Here is a 21869-nt window from a genome sequence, read left to right as displayed (position 1 = left end):
TTCTATACAAAATATGGATTTAAAGTCGACTTTCGTTAACAAAATCAACTGTTAGGAAACATTTCTCTAAAATTAAAGGCAAGAACATATTTGTGATATGTTCCTGCCTTTTTATCGTGGGATACCGATACATAGCCATCTAGCTAAGATTTTGAAGAGATAAAGGTATATATAATTAGCGAATATAATGTAAATAAATTTAAAGTCCCAGGTGCTGAAAAAGCCTATATAGAATTATAGCCATAATCCATTTCTGTCTTTACAATGATATATTAAATGCAAAAGGTAGGTAATTATATGATTGATAAAGCTAAACTAAATGCTCATAAATAATTGTAAAGAGATAATTTTTTTGTTTAGGAGGACTTTATAACCGTAGCTTGAAAGTGATGTGGTGCTATACCTATTTTATCAAACTTTCAACATGTTTGCGATATCCTTACCCTATTCACTCCAACTTTCAACATGTTTGCGGTATCCTTGCTCAAATCATAACAAACGTAATATACCCGATTTTTAACATAATATTAAAAGCGGATATGCTTAATTGCATACCCACTATTAAGAATAGTATACATTTCACCTATTCTACACTTTCTTCTTTATATACTTACCTTCGCTTCTCCAATATCCTGTTTTTTAATTAAATTTAAGTAAAAATGTGAGACAGTTGTATTGTAATAAGGAGAAATGAAAATAAATGATAGATTAAACGTAAACATTCCTATAAATGCAGCTAATAAAAACCAACCAATAAATGATAGCCAAAGAACGAATAACTTTAACTTTTGTCCTTTCATTATTCTTTTACTTTCTCTCAATGCTTCACTTGCTGTATAATCAGGATTCTCTACTAATATGTAATACGACATGGAATAAGAAAAATATTTAATAATACCTGGAACAATAAATAATAGGCTCCATAAAAAAAGAAAAATAGCTTGCATCAAACCTAACTTCATTGATTTAAACAAATTCTTCTTTTTAAATCCTAAAAATACATCGTCTACCTTAGCTTCTTCTTGTTTCCCTAAGTGTAAAGTAAAAACAGAATATCCATAATTAAAGATACCTTGGATAACACTGTAAATTAGGAAACAAACCCCACCTAAACAAATATAACTTAAAATAAGTACAGCAAGTGCTATTGGATCTACTTGTGGTTGCCCACCAATGGAATAAATAAATAATGCATCAGGGCCAATTATCCCGATAAACAGTACAAATATTAAATACATAAAAGTGGCGATTGCTGATGCACTTAAGGTTGGTACAAAATAGAATAAAGCTGATACCCCTATACCTACCCCCCATTTCCCATCTAACGAATTCAGTGCTGCTTTCTTTAAATTTCCGATCATACTTGTGTCCCCTTCTTTTTTCTTATTTTCCTTTACTGAAAAAATAAAAGAACTTGTAGCAAGGCCCCGCTACAAGTTCTTTTAGCCAAACACTTTAACTCATCAAAAAATCATTTATTCTACACAATCGGGGGTAATGCTTAAAATATGGTTTGTTAACACTATTATATAACATAATTATGGATTTTTGTTAAAAATTCTATATATTTAGACAAATACCCCCCCACTTTTTTACCTATTTTTTCATTTAGTTTTATCTATTGAAAATTCGTAAAAAACATCTATACTAATTGAATCCAAAGTTTATTTAATGAACATGAAAAGACCACCTACAAAATTTCATAGGTGATCTTTTTTGTGATTTTGCACTTGTGCACTACTTTAAAAATATATCATAAATTCATTTAGTCTCCTAAACATTTGAATCTATAGATTGAATACATTCCCTCAATAAATTCATGTTCAACTCGTTTCTCTCCCTCATGGGGGAGACAATGATGTGAATCCTTATACATCTTCCACGGTACTGCATCGGAAACATCAAATTTACTTTGTAATTTTGGACAAAGACCTTTAGTTGCTCCATTTTGAACAGGAATTTTATAAAGTACGGCTGTTGCAGCAGAGTAGTTATCCACTTTAGTTGAGAAGTAGCTTACGCCATCAAAAAATCCATCATATCTTATAAACTGCAATAAAAATACCGGTTCTTATTAGAACCGGTATTTTTATTATGTATTAAGCTTTAGGATCCATTAATTATAGGATAACCTATAGATATAACACACTCCCCTATAGTTAGGTTACTTAGATTTTTTCAATTCTTTGTTTGCTTTATCTATTAACTTAGAAGCAGTCTCTAATCTTTCAACCCCACCATCAACTTCATATTCTTTACCCTTATCTAAACCTTCTTGTATGATTTCCACCCATGGAATCCATATAAATATTATCAGCCATAAAAACTGTTGTTCCAGAGTCAAGCTTATCGTGTAATTTATTTAAAAATTCTTGAATTCTAAACTTTGGTATATGTGAAAACCAAAAGTTTGCAACACATCCTTCAAAGTTTCCAGGGATTTTATCAAGCTGGTAGGCATCTCCTTGAAGAAAACTTACTTTAGAAGGAGGAATATCTTTTTGATTTGCGATGTTTAATACCTCGTTGGAGTAATCTATGGCTGTTATATGTTTTGCTGTTATATGTTTTGCTGTTATATGTTTTGCTGTTTTAGCTATAAACTGTGTCCAATAGCCTATCCCACATGCTACTTCTAAAATAGAATGGTCCGTAAATAGTTTTTGAAGTTTCTGTTGAATGAGAGTTTGTTCTTCTTGACGAATTGGATCGTTTCTAAAATAAACCTTTTCATATTCACGAGCTCGTTCGCTATAATACACCTTCATAAATATTCCCTTTGTACAAATCAACCAATTTTAACATTTTTCAGTTAATTTTGTATAGTGTTTTTATGTTGAATGAGTTGCATATTGTATACATGATCAGTCAATATAACGGCTCATTATCACTAGCAAAAAAAAGGATAACCCCGCTCTTACAAAGGAATCTTCTTTTTAGTTCTATAAATCTATATTTACACATTCCTATCCTAACGCGGTTTTATTGTTCTTGTTTGTTACTGAATTAGCCCCATCGCTATCAACCTAAGCTTCTTAATTACCCCCATTGCAATAGCGGCCAAAATGGCAGCTACGATAAACATAGAAGGATAGCCGTAACTTACAACTAAGTATCCAGTTAAAGTTGGAGCTAAGATTGTCGCGATATTAGCGATGAAATGCATAATTCCACTATATGTTCCTGAGTGAGCAGGAGCCGTATCGACAATAATTGCGCAAAATAAAGAACTTGGTAAAAAAGCAAACGCATTTCCAAGCGACATAAGCGCTAATACAGCTATATAATTGTCCATCGCTGGAATGAAACTAAAACAAATCGCTGTAAGTAATAAAGCAATAATCGGTAACCCTGTTCGAGCTAAACGAAGATTCCCTGTTTTACATAAAATACGATCAGATAGCTTCGCTCCTAGCGGTAATGTTATACAAGCTCCAAGCGTAATTCCGATTAGCAGACTTGATATTTTAATGGAAGATGCCATACCAATGAAAAACAATACAGTTTCTGTTCCTTCACGAAATACCGCAAGGAATGACAGAATCGCTAATGACCAGAGACTTCCTGTATCCAATGCTTTTGTACTTTGGCTACGAATATACCGCTGCCACTCCGCAATACTAGATTTACTATGAAGCCAATAACTCATGTACATCAGCATTACTGCAGCAAATACTCCCGTCCATCCAGCAATGAGAAAGTTATTACTTCCAAATACCCCTGCGGAGAAAAGCAGTTCTTTTGCTCAAGTTATTAATTTTCTACATTATTTTTTAGCTAGTGGAATAGGTAGCTTTAAATCACAATTTAGATTCTTCTGATTTCTTATTTTTCTATTTGAAATAACTGAAACTCATTCTTAATTTTGTTTCTATTGAATAATAAAAACAATTGTATATATCATAATTTAAAAATATTATAGGACCCTTTGTGAAAAGTAAAAAAGAGTTGAATACTTTTTGTATCAAGTACTCAACTCTTTCAATTTTAAGCTTTTTATTTTTGAATCAAAAATGCATTTTTGTAAGTATAAGCACCACCAAATTGATGCTTTTCAATTCCTTTTACATAACCCTTTTGCACATATGCTTTACCAGTATGATAAAGGGGAGCAACAGCAGCATCTTCTAACAACACTCTCTCAGCTTCTAGTAAATAATCCCATCGCTTCTGTTGATCTAATACAACTTCATTTTTAGCTTTATTTATAAAATCATCATAACTCGAATTTGAATACTTCATTTTATTATTTGGATTATCTGTCGTAAATAATTCTAAAAAACTAATTGGATCTTTATAATCAGGTGCCCAACCTACCATAGAGATTTCATACTGCCCTGTTTGTTCAAGCTGCAATTTTTGTTTAAATGGCTGTTGCTTAATCTGTATTGTTAAACCCTGTAAATGTTTTTCAAGTTCTCCTTTTATATACTCTGCTATCATTCTTTCATTATCTTGCTCAAATGCTAGAAGCTCAAGTGTGACACTTTCTATACCAAGTTCTTTTTTTGCATCTCCCCAAGTTTGTTTAGCCTTTTGTAAATCATACAAAACAAGAGAACCATTTTCCTTTCGAAAATCTTTTTGAGTTGCTTCATTCGTATATCCTGCTGGTATAAGACCTTCTGCAGGTGTTGCTCCAGTATTGCTAAAATGATTTACTATCTCCTCTTTATTTAGTGCTAAAGAAATAGATTGTCTGATTTTTTTATTTGCTAGTGTAGTGTTCTTTTCATTAAAACGTAACATAGCTATTCCAGCTTCTTCTTTCATATGTAATTCCTTGTTGCCCTTATATTGCTCAAAATATTTTGAAGTAATTGGAGCACGATCAATACTACCCGATTCATATAAATTTATTGCCGTCATTGAATCTTTTACAATATTAAAATCTATTGCCTCCAGCTTTACTTGTTTCTTATCCCAATATCTATTATTTTTCTTCAATTGAAATTCTTGTCCATGCTTCCACTTTTCTAACACAAATGGCCCATTATATATAAGATTCTCCGGTTCTAAACCATAACTACTTCCTTTTTCTTTCACAAACGATTCATGCTGAGGTAAATAAATAGGTAGTGCTAATAATTGCAATAAATATGGAACAGACTGTTCCAATTCCACTTCTAGCGTATAATTATCTATTGCTTTTACTCCTAACTGATCGGCAGCAACTATACCTTTGTTTATTTCTTTGGCATTTTTTATATAAAATAACATGTATGCATATTGAGATGCTGTTTCAGGACTTAATGTTCGTTTCCAAGCAAAAGCAAAATCATGTGCAGTTACCATTTCACCATTTGACCATTTAGCATCTTTTCTCAAATGAAATGTATATTTTTTCTCATCCTTACTTCTCTCAAATGACTTCGCTACACCAGGAATAGGATTATCTTGATTATCCAGTACATATAATCCTTCAAATATATTTTGCATAATATGTGATGACGTACCATCCATCGCTATTGCCGTATCTAGAGATGGAATTTCTTCCGGTATCGTTAAGTTTAATACCTGTTTTTGACTTCCAGCTTCAGTTTTATTAGTTTTATTACTACAACCTGAAAAAATTAAGGAAATGATAATTGTAAATACTAGTAAACTAATCTTTTTCTGTTTCATAGATTTTCTCCCCAAATCCAATAAGTTTTATAAATAGATATAAATCATATCAGAAATATTATACCAAATTATTGAAACTTATTTAAATACTTTTTCGTTTTTAAATAAACTAGCTACTAGCTATGTTAAAGGCTACCAACACTCTAATCGATCTTCGATGTCCTATGGAAATCTCATCTATCAAATTTGGAAAGTAAAAAATAAATCTGCACGCTTATCTTGGCATTTGGATGAGACGTATATCAAAGTTAAGGGGGAATGGCGTTATCTCTATCGTGCAATTGATAAAGATGAATTGAATTTTTATGATATTTTACCATATAAGTAGTGCACAATCTTTACCAATTGTTGCTTTAAAATAAAGTTTGACTAAATTGATACTAATAACCTTGGTAAACAATCATAGAAAAGAGCATGTTTAAAAAAAGATTGATTAAAACACGCTCTTAATATTTTCATTTGGCTGGTTCATTCTTTTATAAAAAAGTTTGGTCACTTCCTACCTATGTTGCTCCACAATCGCGCCCAATTGTTGAAAATTAATTAATTCATTTTTAAAAAAACTCCCCCCCTATTAAATTTCAATAAGTATAGGAACGATCATTGGCTTTTTCTTAGTATGTGTATATACATATTGTCGTATTGATTTTTTTATTTGTTTTTTCATTACATTCCATTGGTTTCTATTTGCTTCTTGTAGCTCGTTAACGGTTTTTATAGTAAGTCGATTAACGTCTCTTCGGAGTTCCGAGAAATCTCTATCCACAAATCCACGAGAAATGGTATCGGGTTCAGAAATCAGTTTTCCTTCCGATTTGCTCATAGTTAAAACAATCATGAGCATCCCATCCTCTGAAAGTTGTTTGCGGTCTCGTAACACAATTTCCCCAATATTATCGACATCCCCCCCGTCTACGTAGGTATTCCCCACCGGTATTTTCCGGATCTGACGGGCAATGGTATGTTCAATATCGACGACATCGCCATTATTGATGATAAAAGTGTTTCCTTGCTCTACTCCAACGGATTCACCTAACAAACGGTGATGGTGTAGCATTCTAAATTCACCGTGAATGGGAATAAAATATTTTGGTTTCATTAATGTAAGCATTAGTTTTAAATCTTCTTGATAACCATGGCCAGAAACATGCATTCCGGATGTACTTCCTGATCCATAAATCACTTTGGCTCCAAGTGTAAATAGGTTGTCTACGATACTTGTGATATTTCGTTCATTCCCGGGTATTGGACCTGCTGCAAAGATAACCGTATCTTCAGGTAAAATGTCGACACCGCGAAAGTTTCCAGTGGACAGGCGAGCAAGAGCAGCCAATGGTTCTCCTTGACTCCCCGTGCATAAGATAGCCACCCTTTCAGGAGCCATTTCATTAATTTCATGTGGGTCAATTAACATTCCATCTGGAACTGTTAAATAACCACGTTCCATAGCAACCGCTATAACATTAACCATACTTCGTCCAAGCAACGCAAGTTTTCGATTTGTTTTTTGCGCTGCATTCACGACTTGCTGAACGCGACTAATATTTGGAGCAAAGGTAGAAAGAATAACTTTGCGTTCAGCTTTCATGAAATCTTCAACGTTCTATCGCCCCACGCTTACCGAAGTTGCGAAAACCAAGCTAAATTAGGTAGTGTGGTGAGTAAACGTACAAGATACTTATGTTTTCACCGTAGGGACTACGGGTAGAGCCTGCTAAGATAACCGGTGGATACATCGGTGTTCGCAGGAATCTCCCACTTCAGACATTCCGTAAGGACGTTAAGTGGTGAGTAGTTCAAGGGATGGAAATACTTAATTCTAGGCATATCTGGATGTTCAGCAAAGTATGAGACAACATCATCTTCAATTGAAGCATTACCCAATTAATAGAAAATGACTTTCAATTAGTTGATAACATTGCATATGTACGGATAAACAAAGAAAATGACTATAATTAAACACTCCATAAAGTATAACCCCGCTTAAATATAAGCGGGGTTATGTAAAGTAATAAAAAAGTTATTTAATATTGCCGCCAAAAATACAATAGCCCTCTGTCTATGTAACTGGCAGAAGGCTATTAAAATCGTTTAAAAACTAGTTGTTTGATAGAGAATGGCTTTTTGAGTGAATAATAATGTTGCTTCATTTGAGAGCCAAATAATGAAAATGAACCCTCATAATTAACATAACAAATAGGGCATTTGCATTTAAACTCCATAAAACTCAAATGTATTTTTTTCTAGACATATTGCTTCATCGGAATTTTTGATAATAATATCAAACCGTTGACTGTATGGATGCATAAACACTTTATACTGAATCCGACGTTCTTCATGAGACTGCCTTAAATAATTGATATCGGCTCCCCTTTCAGCAATATCGCGGCTAGACCTTCTCATTAATTCCGTTTCATCATCTGTATAGAAGTAAATTTTTAAATCAAATAAATCTGGATTAACAAATGCGACACACATTCCTTCTACAATCGTCACTTTGTTTTTAGAAGAAATCAACTCGCTTTTCATATAATGCGTATCTATCGTATAAAAATCTAAACCCGCTCTTACCATCTGAACATCTCTTTCTAAAGCAGACAAATGATGCGCTGATGGATGACAAGCCGTCATTTTATAATGATGATTTTCGTTTTGATATGTATAGTGAATAATCGCATGCTTTCGTATGTCCGAACTAACAATGTATGGATCTGTATTAATATAATTCACTTCATTTTGATTTAGTAGGTCTACAAGCATACTAGCAAACGTTGTTTTTCCAGCAGCGCCATGTCCTGAAACACCAATAACAACCTGTTCATTAGTCCTACTAACCCAATTTATGATTTCTTGCAATAACTTATCCATCATTCTCCCCCTTTAACTACTATACTGCCCTTATTTTAATTAATTGAATAATGAAATATTCCCTTATCTCATTATACATGAAACGAAAAAATGGTATGATTATCCATCATACCATCTCAATTTTTAAACAACTATATTATCTTTTAAATATCTTCATTATTTTTTAAACATCTTTATTATTTGTGAATAGGTTATACAATCCTGAACAAAATTAACCAAAGAAATCTATTTTCTCTTCACTTGGTTTTTCAAGTTCTTTAATTTTTTGTTCTTGTTCTGAAATAATCTCTTTTACAAATGAACGAAGACGACTCAGAAAGTCTCTATGCATACTGTCATTCCCAGCAATATTGAACAATGGAAATAATTCATTAATTAGTTCATGTTCATAAGATTCCCTTTCATTTTCATCTTCTACAAGATATACCTTTACCCGATGAAAATAATGATTTAAAAGCTCTGTACCGTTGCTTTTTCCTTTTAAATGTTCAAGGATACGTCCTCTCAAGTTGTTAGACATTCCCACATACAAAGTAACCCCAGTAATCGAATAAAATACATATACACCACCGACATTTAAATGAAACCCAGTTTCAATATCCTTGCATTCTACTGTTACAGAGGGATATTTTGTAATCGGTTTTCCATAAAAACTATTTTGATTTTGCTTCATAAAAATTTCTCCGTTTGATATTTCAGTCAAAAATACTATTGAGGAAGCTATTTCCTACAAAGCTATAAGATGCCGATTTCTCGTCCCATTTTAATTCGACTTCCAATATTTCTTCTTTATTCAGTACTGTATTTTTAGAATCACGGTATTCAATCCATTTTATTTTTTGGGGAACATCCGGAATAAATAGTGCTGTAAAATAAGCTCTCCTTAAAATTGTTGCCAATTGAGCATAACGATCTCCTACTGATCGATTACCATTACTATACATAACAAATCTTGCGCCTATATCTCTTGCTATGTCTTTATCATTAAGAACATACACTTCTACAGGAAATCGTTGTACCTCCCGTACCTTATCTTCATTTGATTCCGTGGACTTAAATAGCCCTGTAACGTAAGGTAATTCAAACTTATATACTCCTGAATGTATTTGTTGATATTTGGGTACTTCTTTAGTTCGATTAAACATTAGTAATCCCCCTTAGTAGTTATATAAAACTTGATTTAATTTTTTGCTGCCATCACTGTATTCTCCCTTAAATGCAATTCAATTTTAGCTACCGATTACTCTTTATCCTATAGATACTGTTCTTTAGCTTAGGCTTCTTGTGTAACCGTACTTTAGTCCCGTTAATATCTAAGTCAATTTTTTCTTCCTCTAAAGCCTCCATTTTCTCTTTATGTTCTTTTTCAATTTTATCTCTTTGTTCTTTTTTCTTAGTCGCTTTAGGACCAATTACGAACAGAATTAAGAATATACTCACCATGACAACAAAATTAGTCACTAGTACCTCTCCCCCCTTTGCCAAAACTTCATACAACAAAATTCCTTTTAATGTTCAAGACTTAATACAGAAAATTAGAGGAGAACAAGTGCTAGTATAATTACACAGAGAAATAATAGAAATTATCTGCACTATTCCCTCCTTCCGCCAAATAAACATAGATTATAAATGGCGCAGCAAGGCCGGTACTATCAATGTCATTACAAATATAAAAATTGAACTATATCTCAAACTCGAACTCCATTTCCCATATTTCGGATGTTCAAATTTCTTATAAAGCATACCTAGTGCTAGAGATATTAAAAACATTAATACAGCCGTCCCTAAAATTATAGAAGTGATTAAACCCACCATATTACTCATAAAAGTTTGAAAATCAAAAGAACGTGTTGTCAGCATTAACACCGGTAAAATCCTTATTAGTAGTATGAGAATGAAGGATCCTACTCCAAAATATATAGATCTTTTTTTCCACTTTATATGTTTAAACCATAAAGAAGCTCCAAAAACTAATAATGATATTAAGATTACTACAGAAAGAATAAGGAAAATAACATCAAAAAATGCAGGCACACTCGCATGGACTGCGCCATCTATTTTATCTCCCCCATCTTTAATGACATCACTGCCGCCATTAAACAAAGAACCAAACCAGTCTACAATCCAATCAGTCATCCAGGAAATATCGAATGGTAACTCTTCATTATTTGTTTGTGCAGGAGCAGCTGAGTTAAATACCTCCAAATTATCCTCCCCCTTAATTGAAATTAAGCCCTTTACTTTAAGTATATAAATTTCTTCTACCAAAACTAAGAAAGTAAGAGATGATACAGGGAATATTTATAGTTAAAACAATAAAATACATATTAGCTTTAAAGTGGGGTATAAAGATATAAAGATAGAGGTGTTACTTATAAATATATCTTGATTCAAATCATACTAAAAAGTGTTTATATAAAAGGAGAGTCCTTAATACTTTGAAAAAAGATTGTTTGAAAATAAAATAAATCTTTTAAACTAATACACAGTTTTTATAAAAATGTTTGATGAGAATTCAACATAAACAGTTCACCTTTACTTAATACAGTATAACTTCATGTCAAATCCCCCAAAAAAGCTAAGACAAAAATACAATAAGCTGCCCAAAAGGACAGCTTATTACATAAATTTCGTTATTGGAATTTACACATTGCTAGATTGAAATTTTACCTTTGTACCACCTCTCTATAAATATTTGTAGATTGGGAGCAACCCATGTTCGGCTATCATTTTCATGATTCCAGATATAGATATCATAGTTGTTAATTAGTCCATTTAATACACGATAACCAAATAAATCTCCATTTCCCGCATCAGCTATAAATAAAAGAGAGTCAAATGGCATGTACATTTCTTTAAAAAACTTTTCATTACGCATTTTGTAATTTTCTTTCTGGACCCGGTCTGTATTCCAGACAAGAGGTAGATTGAATTCACTGTATTCAATCCCATTTGTTTCAAAAAGAATGTTCCTCAATTCATCTGGGAGTTTAACCTGAAACATATCTTCGATTTTTGTTATCGTAGCTTCAGTTGCAGGTCGATTAAATTTATAATCTGTTGATATGTTTTTTATAAAGTTTGCCCATTTCATCAGGACCCTCCTTTTTTTATCAATTATACTATTTAGAAAAAGATTTGTTATGACGTGTCTACATAATTATCGTTATCAGAAGTTATTCTTGGATTCTCATGATTGGATCTTGATCATGATAACCAATACAAATTGGGAGATGAATTGTTGTAATAATTTTTTTTAATGCGACAACAGTTCTAGCAATAAGATATAATGTTGTGCCTAGTGCTTTTTCATTATTATCAAATCCATTTTCAGCGTAAATCTGCGCAAATTCTTTTAAGTCAGGACCTTCTACTTCACTAATCCAATCACATGCCCAATCATCATCTTCTTCAGATAACTTTGTATACTCGTCGTAAATAAAGAAAGTACTGTTCCAGTCGTTGTCCATATCATATTCAAAATAAATGGCTTCTGTCGAATTTTGATTAGCTATATGTAGGGAGGTAGAAAAGGCATCTTTCAACTTACTTTGAAACAAATCTAAATTTATATTTTGGATTCGTTTTGCTTGTTCTTCTCCTACTAATTTGGAGCATAGGTCGTAGTATTTCGCTTCAATCTCTGGACATGAATGTTTTAATAATTCCGTTTGCATTTTGTCTAAATAGTCGTATATTTCCATATTGTCCATTCCTCTCTAAAAATAAGGATTATATACTATTCAAGTTATCATAATTCTCGTTATTGGAAGTTAAATATCATCAATAATCGATATGTTCTTATATTTATCTTGAAATATCTTGAATTGTTCTTCGTACTTCTTAATTTTTTTAAAATCAGTATCAGAGTTAAGAAAAGGTTTACGCTTTCCAATGACCATTATGTTTTTACTATCAATAGGATCTGACATTTTAACGTAAGGTTGAAAAAAATCACATTTAGTATTTTTAAGAATTACTGAAAGTCTTGCATACTCCTCAGTTGGAAACTGATTTGATATATTTAGTTCTTGTAATTGATGCAAATATGATAAGTGTTCCAAAGACTCATCTTTCACTCTAATATTCATTAAAGTAAGCTTTTTAAGGTTAGATAAATATTTTAAAGGTTCTAATGTATCAATATTGAGTGATTTCCATATTCCTCCTGATAAATTAAGTTTTTTAAGATTTCCACCATGTTTTAAGGGTTTTACATTGTCTAGTTTTGAGAAATCTTCTATCGATAATGAGATAAGTTTAATGTTGTGAGTCAAATCCCATAATGTTGTTGCTTTTGTATTCCAACACATGTGTAATTCTTCAATGTCAGTGAGTTTTTCAAGTGGTGATAAATCTTCTACTCTCATTTCATAAATGTAAAGAATTTTGGGCTTTATGTAATTGAGGATCGTCTCGAATTGTTTTTGATTCACTGTAAAAATCCATAATTTATTGATTTCAGAGAATGATGGCAGTTTTTCTAGGTTTTTGGTTTTTCCATCTATCGCTAACTCATCAGGCATATTTTCTAATGTTTTTAAGTCCTTAATAATTTTTGGCTGTTCTCCTATTGGAAACATCATATTATTTCCCCCCTGTAGAAATTGTTGCTCATTTAAAGTTTACACATGAATTTGTTTATAAGATAGTTCATTTTGATATGTATATTTTATTCATGATCGGTTAACATAACGTCTCATTATCAGTAGCAAATAAAAGGAAGAACTCTTACTCTCATAAGAGTTCTTCCTTTTCTTCTTTCTATGATACTATTCATCTCTTTATATATTACTATTATAGCGCGTTTTTAGGTTTCTTGTTAGTTACTTGATTATCTGAAACATTGTATAAAATCCTGCATAATTTAAACGTGTTTTTTGAAATACTGACGGAAACCTGTAAAGTAGCATTCGATCTTTTTGCTGTATATAGAGCGACCTAAATAAAAGTAGCATCAATCAAAAATTACTAAGTAACTTTCGATAGGTGCTACTTTTATTTATAATACTTAATTGTAGTTATATATCTTTAACTATATGCGAGTTATATTATTAATCTATTCAATTCTCTTTTTTGAATTGGTGTTTCAATTAATAAATCTAGATAATAGCCTTCTTCTGTATCGAAGAAATACTCCATTGTCTTCTCAAATTCTTCTTCTTCACTTTGCATATATTTTTCTACTTCATAATTAGAAAGCGCTGAAACCGATTGAGCAATTAAAGAATATACAAATCGCTCTGCTAACACATTATCTTCAAAATGTTTTTTTTCTTTTCGAAAACACCCAGGAGCATGATAAGTAAAAGAGACAAAACTTTTCATAATAAAATCCCCCTTTAATTGTCTTAAAATAATTAATGGATTTTCGTACTTTTTTCATCTGCTTCATCTAACAGTTTAAATCTTCCTTTTCCTGTTTTTATAAGTAAACCTTCATCAACTAACTGATCCATATTATTACGAACTACATTCACATCTAGTTTCATTTCCTGTTTTACACGTGTCACTGCCGTATCCCCTGTTTCTATAATATAAGACTTTATCCGCTCATATGGTGTTGGTAATGGCTTTATGTTTAAACCATTGTTTGGACGTTCATAAGGGAACAAATCACATATATTTTGCAATATATCCTTAGTTTTGCCTTTAGATAAGTCAACTACAGGACTTTGAAACCTTACGTATTCTTCGCTCATGACAGGACTTTTTAATAAAGCATCACCTTTACCAAGTAACTTCACGCCTGGTGCACTCCCAAAAACCGTTTTGTAGTCATGATAACTACCACAACTAAAAGCAATTTTCGTTGGTAAATTCGCCTTGATTAACCCGTCTACAACTTTTACTTCCGGTCTTTGAGTGCCACAAATCACATAAATACCTGCTGCTCTAGCCTTTTGACCTATTCGTAAAATATACGATTTTATGCCTCAACAAAAGTGTATACGGATAATAAGGTCTTTTAATTTTCTCACTTGAAACACAATAGCCTACCGTCAGTGTAAACGACGGTAGGCTATTAAAGTTGTTATTTTATTGCTTTAAGTTATCCTGTTAAGAACAATAAAATTATTTAATTTAGAAGTAAAATAGGCAAATATCGGCCCTTGTTATACTTTACAGAACCTGAACAAACCTTAGTAAATAACCATCTAAATCTTGTACAAGGAATTCCTTTTTGTTTAAATATCTCATCATTTCTTTACGAGATAGGATTTTCTTAGGAATCATAATTATCGGTTTTTAAAGGGGGTAATGAACCTTTTACTAGATTCCTCCACCTGGTTCAGTCATATATTGTACAACAGGTACTTTTTTTGCTGCATCTTGATGAATCACAGGGTTATTTAATCCAACAGATAATACAGCGACAGTTACTAGACTTAGGACGAAAATCTTGATTTTTTTCATCTTAAATACCCCTTTTCCTTTATTGAAATTTTAGCTTCATAACTCATACGATAGTAATCCGAAGCCTTATCTTTCATTCCTACATTATAACACTTATTAGCTAAAAATTCAGAATAATTTTGAATTTCTTTCGAAATATTTTGATCTTTAAAATAAGCAATAGCTTCCAAAACAATAGGCTCTAATTCTTCGATAGCAACCTTATCAACTAAAGCATTCAAGATATTATAACGATGGTGATATTCTTCCGTACAGTCTTCTAACCCTTCAGCAATAAAGATTCTTGCCTTTTCATAATTCCCTAAATTATAGTGAACTTCCGCCAAGGTATGTATACCTTTTTTCTGATACGGTAATCGAGGAGAACTGAATTTTTCATATACATCTTCTAAATGTCGTAGAGATATCTCCCACAGCTTTTGATTCGAATAGAAAACACCTAAATTATAACGAACCGTTAGGGCTGCTTTCGATTCCTTTTCATCCTCTAGTATACTTAAGGCAGATATTAGATTTTCTTCTGCCATAGCATGCTGATCAAGTGTAATAAGGGACATCCCTATTGTATTTTTACACGCTCCAACCTTCGCATGAAACGAATGTAATTCTTTATCTTTTTCGAAGTATTCTAGGGCATTTGATGTATGTTTCACCGCTAAAGTGGGTTGTGATAAATAATAATGGTACAAGCCTACTCTATATTGAAACTCTGCATTTTCTAATTCGTCATTAAGGACTGGTAGTAATTCTTCTGCAAGTCTCAAATGATGTTCTGCTTTTGGATACTGTCCCATTTCTGTTGTATAGATGAATTTAAAAAAGTGATAATAGTATTGCAATCTTGAATCAGATTGCTCCTGAAGATGCGAAAGACTTCCTAGATCATGTTCAAAGTTACCGATTAACATTTGGAAACGACAATTAAATAAGGTGTAATAATCTAAAAGCTCGTCATATTCTTTCATACTATTAAATTTTTCATCTATAACTTGTTTCAAGGCAATCGTTTTTTCAGTATGCTGCGAAACCATTTCAAGATACCATTCTTGTAATAATGCATATCCTGTATTTGTGAAATCCCTTGTTTCCATCGCCCGTCACCCTCTCTTTATATACTACATATTATTTAAATATTAACACAATTCCTTTAGCCGCAAGCGATTTTTCATGTTGAGAAATTTTTTAGGGTAAAACCTATTTTACATATATAATAAGCCTATACTATATGTATCAATTTATAAAATTACTAACAATACGGTACGTGGAATTATATGAAGATTGGAGTGTCCTTATGGATATATCACCAAAACTACACAAAAATAAGAAACCCCATAGTGAAGCTGTTAAAAAGATTTACTCTGTTTTCAAGAAAGAATGGCTAACAAGTTATGATTACAAAAAGCAACAACCTCTTCATTATCAAAGTCGAAAAGCACCTGGTCAACTATTTAATGCACAGACTATACAACCTATTCTGTATCTAACAAAACTAACTCACGCAGCTTTATACGAAGATCACAGCCTAGTATCCTCTTTCCTAAAAAAAGACGATACAGCTTGGACAGAGACTCTGAAATGTAATGAAAAAGGTGGCTTATGTATCTACGCAATTGTTTTACTATATTACTTACTCTTAGAAACAAATGAAGTATCAAAAAACAAACTATCTTTAATGCAAGGATATTATCATCACGAATTTCACGAGCAACATATCCTTAAAAATATGTATCAAAACGGCGCTTTCGGACTACATTCTTATATTCTTTTTGACGACTATGTAATTGACACTACTATTCATCAGATTGCTTTTAATTATTATCCTGGTGAACATAAAGAATTTAATTTTATAGGAGAAACCACCGGTGGCATTACTTTATACGGATTCAAAGAGACAACTAAAACAGTCCATAAATATGCTAAAAAATTTGCTAGAGAATCTAATATGACACCTGAAGAGTGGATTCAATACCACAAAATAAAAATGAATGAATATATTTCATGCCAAATTAAAGACCTCAATTCAAAAAAACGCTACTCTAATTAAGTAGCGTTTTTTATTTTAACATTCTCTATCTAGTGTTTTTCTTCTAATTTTTTCTTCTAAATAAAATTGTCATTATTTCGTCACATGTTATAATAGTTGACTTCTTACATCAAAGTGGCTTGGACAACCTAAACCTAATAGAACAAATATGTAAACAACAAATTTATATTTTTCCATTTTTTAGGTTGTAAGAAAAACGATTTTTAGGTATTGCAATAGCAAATTTATTCACCTACCGTATATATATATTCATTTTTTCGAAAGGAGAATTTACCATGGAAATTAACTATGTTTTCGGTTTTATGTACATTACTTTCGGAGTAGGCTTACTAGTAGCTTCACTCTTAGCACAAGTATGGAAATTGACAAATGAGGATGAGGGCACTTTAATTTGTGATGAAAATACATTTAACCCTACATCATGGGGCTTAGGGACTCTTATCGCAGGGGCGCTACTCATCTTTTTAGCAAAACCTATCTTTGTGTTCATTTCAATTTTACCTGCTACATACTTCATTCACTTGTTATTGACTCCCCAAAAAAGAAAATTGTACGTTAAGGAAATATTTTACATACAAAACCCGATTCTCATGTATTTAAAGAATCGGGTTTTTATTACTTTCTATTAATTTTAGTTTCCCATAATGGACGTAATTTTTCAAAATTAACCTTTTTCTTATTGATCCTTATTTACTTCCCTCTCCTCTCTATTTAAATAATCGCTTATAAAAACAAATTGCGAAAAGGAATTACATTTTTAAATGTCGAAACCTTGTATCATGTACAAGATACTTTGGAAGACTAATTTGAAATAAAATAGGGATGAATTGTCTCAGCTTGCACAAAATATTAATTATATGTCTAAAGAATTAGAGAATAAGTTTAAATACGAAAGGGAATTAGAAAAGGCAAAAAATGAACTTATTACAAATGTATCCCATGATTTACGTACACCTTTGACATCAATTATAGGTTATTTGGATTTATTAAAAAAAGGAAAATATGACAGCGGAACACAACTTCAAGAATATATTGAAACTATTTATTCAAAATCACAGAGACTGAAACATTTAATTGATGAACTGTTTGAATACACTCGTTTATCAAGCCCTGATTTTCAGCTGAATTTGAAAAAGATTGATTTGGTGGGCTTATTAGAGCAAATAGTTGGTGAGTACATTCCTATATTTGAAAAGGAAAATTTAAATATCAAAAAATCAATAACGGATGAGGAGATACTAGTGTGTATAGATATAGAAAAAATGGTCCGTGTTTATAAATGCCATAAAATACAGTTTCAAACCGTCTGAATTATCAATACATCTAGAATTAGTTGGTAACAAAGCAATTTTGAAAGTATCAAATAAAGTTAAGAATCCGCCCATAGATAATGTAAATAAATTATTTGAGCGATTTTTTACGGGTGATAAAGCTAGAATGAATAATCAAGGGACTGGTATTGGACTTGCTATCTCTAAAAGGATTGTTGAGCTTCATAATGGAAACATTTATGCAGAATATAAAGAAGGTCGAATGAGCTTTGTTGTTGAACATCCAATACAAATATAAAGGGTTATGGGATTTTTAATTCCATAACCCTTTTTTTAGTAGTTTAAGAATCCTTAAGGAATTTAAAGAGTGTTTCTTAATTCCTATTGCTTATCATGTATGTATTGAAAGCGATGAGGAGAGTGAAGAAATTGAAAAAGAATGTTGCTATTATAGTCTTATTGATCCTTACTATTTATATAATGAAACAAAATCATTTGTTACCGCTTAATATAGATGAGCTGAAAGGGTTTATATCTGGAAACACGAAATATGCATTATTGTTATTAACTGCTATATGGATAGTTATACTTCTCATTTTTATTCATGTTGGAGTTCTATTTATTTTGGTAGGAATTTTTTTGATTCCCATGCTTAGTTTTTATTTTTTTCTCGCAGACTTTTTCTAATACTGCACTTTCTTTCGTTTAAAACTATATACATTCATTTGGTAACGAAAAGCCAATATCTCAACTAATCAATGAGATATTGGCTTTAATCTTTTACATAGCATTTAGGATTAGAAACGTAGAAATTGTGATACTATAAAGGATAAGATAACACTAAAAGATGTAATCATAAAAAATTTTCCTATAATAAAATAAAATGTAGTATGAGAACTACTTTTTTTATTTTTACACGTATTTTCTATATATATTTTATTTTTAGGTATAAATAGTACATATATAATTCCAGCTAAGTACAATACACCCATACATAACCAATATACTTTATCGAACATAATTGTATCCTCCTGATATGTTAAACATATTTTCTTACTGTACTTATAATTATCAATATACTTTTTAAAGCTTTTTCCATATGAACTAATATATCTATAAATCCTTAACATACTATCTGTAAAATTCTTAAGAATACTTAACATGATAAGTGCGTTATGAAATGAATGTCGAAAGAATTAAACAGAGACAAAGACCCGCAAGCGTCTGCTGGATCATTTTAGGAAGGGAAAGGTTTAGTTAGGAGGCAAGATTATCAATACTAATTGGAATATCCTAAGAGGGTTTATATTTTTTAAGTTAGAGTCCATCATTTTTTTATGGAGTTATAAATTCTAGGGCAAGTATAAAATAAATTTTCATACTTTGTGTTCTAATTTCATCACGGGGCGAATTTTTGATTTGGTGATGTTTTTTATAGTAAAGTTAAGAAACCTTAAGGATTTTGTAAAGTACTTCTTAATTCTCATTTTTTATGATGTATGTATAAGAAATGAGGAAGGTGGAAAAATTGAAAAAGAAAATTATTATTGTATTTATTTGGATCCTTGTCATTTATATATTAAAGCAAAATCATTTATTATCGCTCGATATGAATACGCTGAAGGAATTAATTTCTGAAAATAGAGAGTACGCAATGATATTGTTCGTTACTCTTTGGATAGTTAGACCTTTACTTTTCATTCCAGGAACAACCTTTATGGTTTTAGGAGGAATAGCATTTGATCCAATGCCCGGCCTTTTTTTATCGATGGCTGGAATAGCTTTAAGTCAAACTTTAATTTTTATATTATCAAAAGTGTTTTTTAGTAAAAAAAATAATCATTCATTAGAACGTAAATATCCCGAATTAAAAAGGTTATTGGACACTTATAGCTATAAATTTTTAGCGCTAGGAATTATTTGTCCACTAGCCCCAACCGACATAATATGCTTTTTATCAGCAACAGCTGGTTTAAAATATTCAACATATATATTAACAGTAATTATTTCGAATATCCCTTTAACGGTTTTATATAGTTTTATTGGAATTAGTCTTAGTAAATCCGCTGTTGGTATTGTTTTAGTTATCATGTCATTCACTTTAATAGCTCTTGTCTCAATAAAAATCTGGAATAATTTTAGACAAGAGCAAAAATCTGAGTTAAAACAATGTTAGTTACAAATTAAATATCCATCATTGCTTCTACCAATAGTTCCTTAGCATAGGAAAAATCGAATGAAAACAACATATAATTTGCAAATTATTTTAGCAAGAGTAATGAAGACAAATAAACCAATTCCTTGTACCTTAAGGAATTGGTTTATTTGTGTCCAAAATATGTCTAAAAGTACAATTTTCCCAAAATGATATGGTGACCCCATGCCCATCAACTTAAGAACGGAAACAAAATGAACTTTCGTTCAAATAAACTGCAACACTCTTAAAACACTTTTTATTCTTAAAAATGAGCATGCTAAATAAACCTAGGTAGGTATCATTTTTAAAGATTATGCAGATTTCTTTTGTCTTCTAAATCCACTATACTCATAGACAACACCCATAATATCAAAGACTGTTTTCTTCTCATATCGATGAGATTTCCGTCCATTTTTCTGTAGTAGGTGGAATAGGCGGATTAGAATCTTTGTTATTTCTCGAGTGTCTTTCTGTATAGCTTGATACAAAAGATATACATAATCTTGGATCATCCCCCATCGCTTTATATTCGCTTAATTCTCTTTTCTTCTTTTGTAAAAGAAGTTGGCGCATTTTAAACATAGTAGAAGAGCACAGGAAAATAGCGATTAATTTTCCATATAATTGGCACTCTAATCGTTCCTGTTTTACATTACGATAATGGTCTATCTTGAAGAGTGATTTCCACGTTTTAAAGACAACTTCTATTTGCCAACGTAAAGTATATAACTCATGTACTTGTTCCATCGGAACCCATTCCCAAGGTATATTTGTCACGTACACGTTTAATCCAGCGACCATTTTACTTTTCTCTGAGTACGTTCTATTCTTTGCTTTTTCTTTTTCTGCGATCTTCGTTCGTCGTTTTTTTAATTGTTTTTCTGTTAATCGATTAAAAATAACACGTGCAAACAGTTGTTGTTTATCACCAATATAAGCATTTTTTAATTCAAATGTTTCCCCGGGCTGTAGTTGTTCCAAAATCTGTTTCACATCGATTTGTATGTATTCCGATTGTTTCTTAATTACACCATTTTTAAAGTGTTCTGGGTTTGGATTTTTCACATATACATTCGTATTTAATTTTAAACGAGAAATATAGTATGTACCTCGTTGATCCATTTGATCTAAGTCTTCCAATGAAAAATAACCCAAATCACGAATACATAAATCTCCTGGTCGTAAGGTGTCTAAGCACTCCGTCCCAAATGTTTTGTCATTATTTTTCCCTGGTCCAACTTGAGAGTTAAGAAATTCCCCACTGTGCAGATCATATTCTAATTGAATTTTGATTCCGGCTGTTTGGGCACATCCTCCAGAGCCTGGATATACATTCTCTAAAGCATTTGGCACTTGAAATACGGTAGCATCTAGGATACGAATTCGCTGGAAATAAGAGAAGAGATGGTTAGAAAATATTAGGGAGCAACAACACCAAAACCCCAAC

19 protein-coding genes and 5 pseudogenes are annotated in these 21869 nt (G+C 31.6%); 5 read left to right on the top strand and 19 right to left on the bottom strand.

The window, feature by feature from the left end:
- Positions 1-602: 602 nt before the first annotated feature.
- From QCI46_RS11030 to QCI46_RS11010, 5 genes and pseudogenes are all read right to left on the bottom strand, one after another.
- On the bottom strand, positions 603-1361 hold the full coding sequence (locus QCI46_RS11030) for a DUF975 family protein (RefSeq protein ID WP_353840235.1): 759 nt from the start codon (positions 1359-1361) through the stop codon (positions 603-605).
- Between the two features lie 404 nt (positions 1362-1765).
- Complete coding sequence (locus QCI46_RS11025) at positions 1766-2056, bottom strand: hypothetical protein (RefSeq protein WP_353840234.1); 291 nt, start codon at positions 2054-2056, stop codon at positions 1766-1768.
- Between the two features lie 205 nt (positions 2057-2261).
- Entirely contained in the window at positions 2262-2768 is a 507-nt protein-coding gene (locus QCI46_RS11020; protein ID WP_353840233.1) for a class I SAM-dependent methyltransferase, read from the bottom strand.
- A 269-nt stretch (positions 2769-3037) separates the two neighbouring features.
- Positions 3038-3727, bottom strand: a pseudogene (locus QCI46_RS11015) (MFS transporter); the annotation flags it as partial.
- A 269-nt stretch (positions 3728-3996) separates the two neighbouring features.
- Entirely contained in the window at positions 3997-5625 is a 1629-nt protein-coding gene (locus QCI46_RS11010; protein ID WP_353840232.1) for a peptide ABC transporter substrate-binding protein, read from the bottom strand.
- A gap of 163 nt (positions 5626-5788) precedes the next feature.
- Between QCI46_RS11010 and QCI46_RS11005 the strand changes: the two are divergent.
- Positions 5789-5917 (top strand): annotated as a pseudogene (locus QCI46_RS11005) (DDE-type integrase/transposase/recombinase); the annotation flags it as partial.
- A gap of 282 nt (positions 5918-6199) precedes the next feature.
- On the opposite strand, the pseudogene QCI46_RS11000 reads toward QCI46_RS11005, so the two are convergent.
- The 13 genes and pseudogenes from QCI46_RS11000 to QCI46_RS10940 form a co-directional block, all read right to left on the bottom strand.
- A pseudogene (locus tag QCI46_RS11000) lies at positions 6200-7216 on the bottom strand (ribonuclease J); the annotation flags it as partial.
- A gap of 620 nt (positions 7217-7836) precedes the next feature.
- Positions 7837-8493 carry a uridine kinase family protein gene (locus QCI46_RS10995; RefSeq protein WP_353841861.1) on the bottom strand — a complete coding sequence of 219 codons (657 nt, stop codon included), beginning with the start codon at positions 8491-8493 and terminating at the stop codon, positions 7837-7839.
- A 211-nt stretch (positions 8494-8704) separates the two neighbouring features.
- Complete coding sequence (locus QCI46_RS10990; RefSeq protein WP_353840231.1) at positions 8705-9166, bottom strand: GIY-YIG nuclease family protein; 462 nt, start codon at positions 9164-9166, stop codon at positions 8705-8707.
- A gap of 22 nt (positions 9167-9188) precedes the next feature.
- Positions 9189-9638 carry a hypothetical protein gene (locus QCI46_RS10985; protein ID WP_353840230.1) on the bottom strand — a complete coding sequence of 150 codons (450 nt, stop codon included), beginning with the start codon at positions 9636-9638 and terminating at the stop codon, positions 9189-9191.
- A gap of 88 nt (positions 9639-9726) precedes the next feature.
- Positions 9727-9954, bottom strand: coding sequence for a hypothetical protein (locus tag QCI46_RS10980; RefSeq protein WP_353840229.1), 228 nt, complete (start codon positions 9952-9954; stop codon positions 9727-9729).
- Between the two features lie 162 nt (positions 9955-10116).
- Positions 10117-10716, bottom strand: coding sequence for a hypothetical protein (locus QCI46_RS10975; protein ID WP_353841860.1), 600 nt, complete (start codon positions 10714-10716; stop codon positions 10117-10119).
- A gap of 430 nt (positions 10717-11146) precedes the next feature.
- The gene (locus QCI46_RS10970; protein ID WP_353840228.1) at positions 11147-11587 is read right to left on the bottom strand and encodes an SMI1/KNR4 family protein; all 441 of its coding nucleotides are present in this window, start codon (positions 11585-11587) and stop codon (positions 11147-11149) included.
- Between the two features lie 82 nt (positions 11588-11669).
- Entirely contained in the window at positions 11670-12197 is a 528-nt protein-coding gene (locus QCI46_RS10965) for a hypothetical protein (RefSeq protein ID WP_353840227.1), read from the bottom strand.
- Positions 12198-12266: 69 nt separating this feature from the next.
- Positions 12267-13079: a leucine-rich repeat domain-containing protein gene (locus tag QCI46_RS10960; protein ID WP_353840226.1), complete on the bottom strand. Its 813-nt coding sequence runs from the start codon at positions 13077-13079 to the stop codon at positions 12267-12269.
- Between the two features lie 460 nt (positions 13080-13539).
- On the bottom strand, positions 13540-13821 hold the full coding sequence (locus QCI46_RS10955; protein ID WP_353840225.1) for a hypothetical protein: 282 nt from the start codon (positions 13819-13821) through the stop codon (positions 13540-13542).
- Positions 13822-13853: 32 nt separating this feature from the next.
- The gene (locus tag QCI46_RS10950; RefSeq protein ID WP_353840224.1) at positions 13854-14372 is read right to left on the bottom strand and encodes a hypothetical protein; all 519 of its coding nucleotides are present in this window, start codon (positions 14370-14372) and stop codon (positions 13854-13856) included.
- Positions 14373-14766: 394 nt separating this feature from the next.
- Entirely contained in the window at positions 14767-14910 is a 144-nt protein-coding gene (locus QCI46_RS10945; RefSeq protein ID WP_353840223.1) for a Phr family secreted Rap phosphatase inhibitor, read from the bottom strand.
- Positions 14907-16001 carry a response regulator aspartate phosphatase gene (locus tag QCI46_RS10940; protein WP_353840222.1) on the bottom strand — a complete coding sequence of 365 codons (1095 nt, stop codon included), beginning with the start codon at positions 15999-16001 and terminating at the stop codon, positions 14907-14909. The genes QCI46_RS10945 and QCI46_RS10940 overlap by 4 nt, the downstream gene beginning before the upstream one ends.
- A 200-nt stretch (positions 16002-16201) precedes the next feature.
- Between QCI46_RS10940 and QCI46_RS10935 the strand changes: the two genes are divergently transcribed.
- From QCI46_RS10935 to QCI46_RS10920, 4 genes and pseudogenes are all read left to right on the top strand, one after another.
- Positions 16202-16954 (top strand): hypothetical protein, encoded by a 753-nt coding sequence (locus QCI46_RS10935; RefSeq protein ID WP_353840221.1) that lies wholly within the window; start codon positions 16202-16204, stop codon positions 16952-16954.
- A gap of 275 nt (positions 16955-17229) precedes the next feature.
- Positions 17230-17583 (top strand): hypothetical protein, encoded by a 354-nt coding sequence (locus QCI46_RS10930; protein WP_353840220.1) that lies wholly within the window; start codon positions 17230-17232, stop codon positions 17581-17583.
- A 189-nt stretch (positions 17584-17772) separates the two neighbouring features.
- Positions 17773-18523, top strand: a pseudogene (locus QCI46_RS10925) (sensor histidine kinase); the annotation flags it as partial.
- A gap of 1230 nt (positions 18524-19753) precedes the next feature.
- Complete coding sequence (locus QCI46_RS10920; protein WP_353840219.1) at positions 19754-20401, top strand: TVP38/TMEM64 family protein; 648 nt, start codon at positions 19754-19756, stop codon at positions 20399-20401.
- A 332-nt stretch (positions 20402-20733) separates the two neighbouring features.
- Here the strand turns inward: QCI46_RS10920 and QCI46_RS10915 are convergent.
- Positions 20734-21835, bottom strand: a pseudogene (locus tag QCI46_RS10915) (IS4 family transposase); the annotation flags it as partial.
- Positions 21836-21869 lie beyond the last annotated feature (34 nt).

Source organism: Bacillus cereus group sp. RP32 (assembly GCF_040459735.1).
GTDB lineage: Bacteria > Bacillota > Bacilli > Bacillales > Bacillaceae_G > Bacillus_A > Bacillus_A wiedmannii.
The sequence above is the reverse complement of the archived record's forward strand: the minus strand, read 5'-3'. Positions and strand labels throughout refer to the sequence as shown.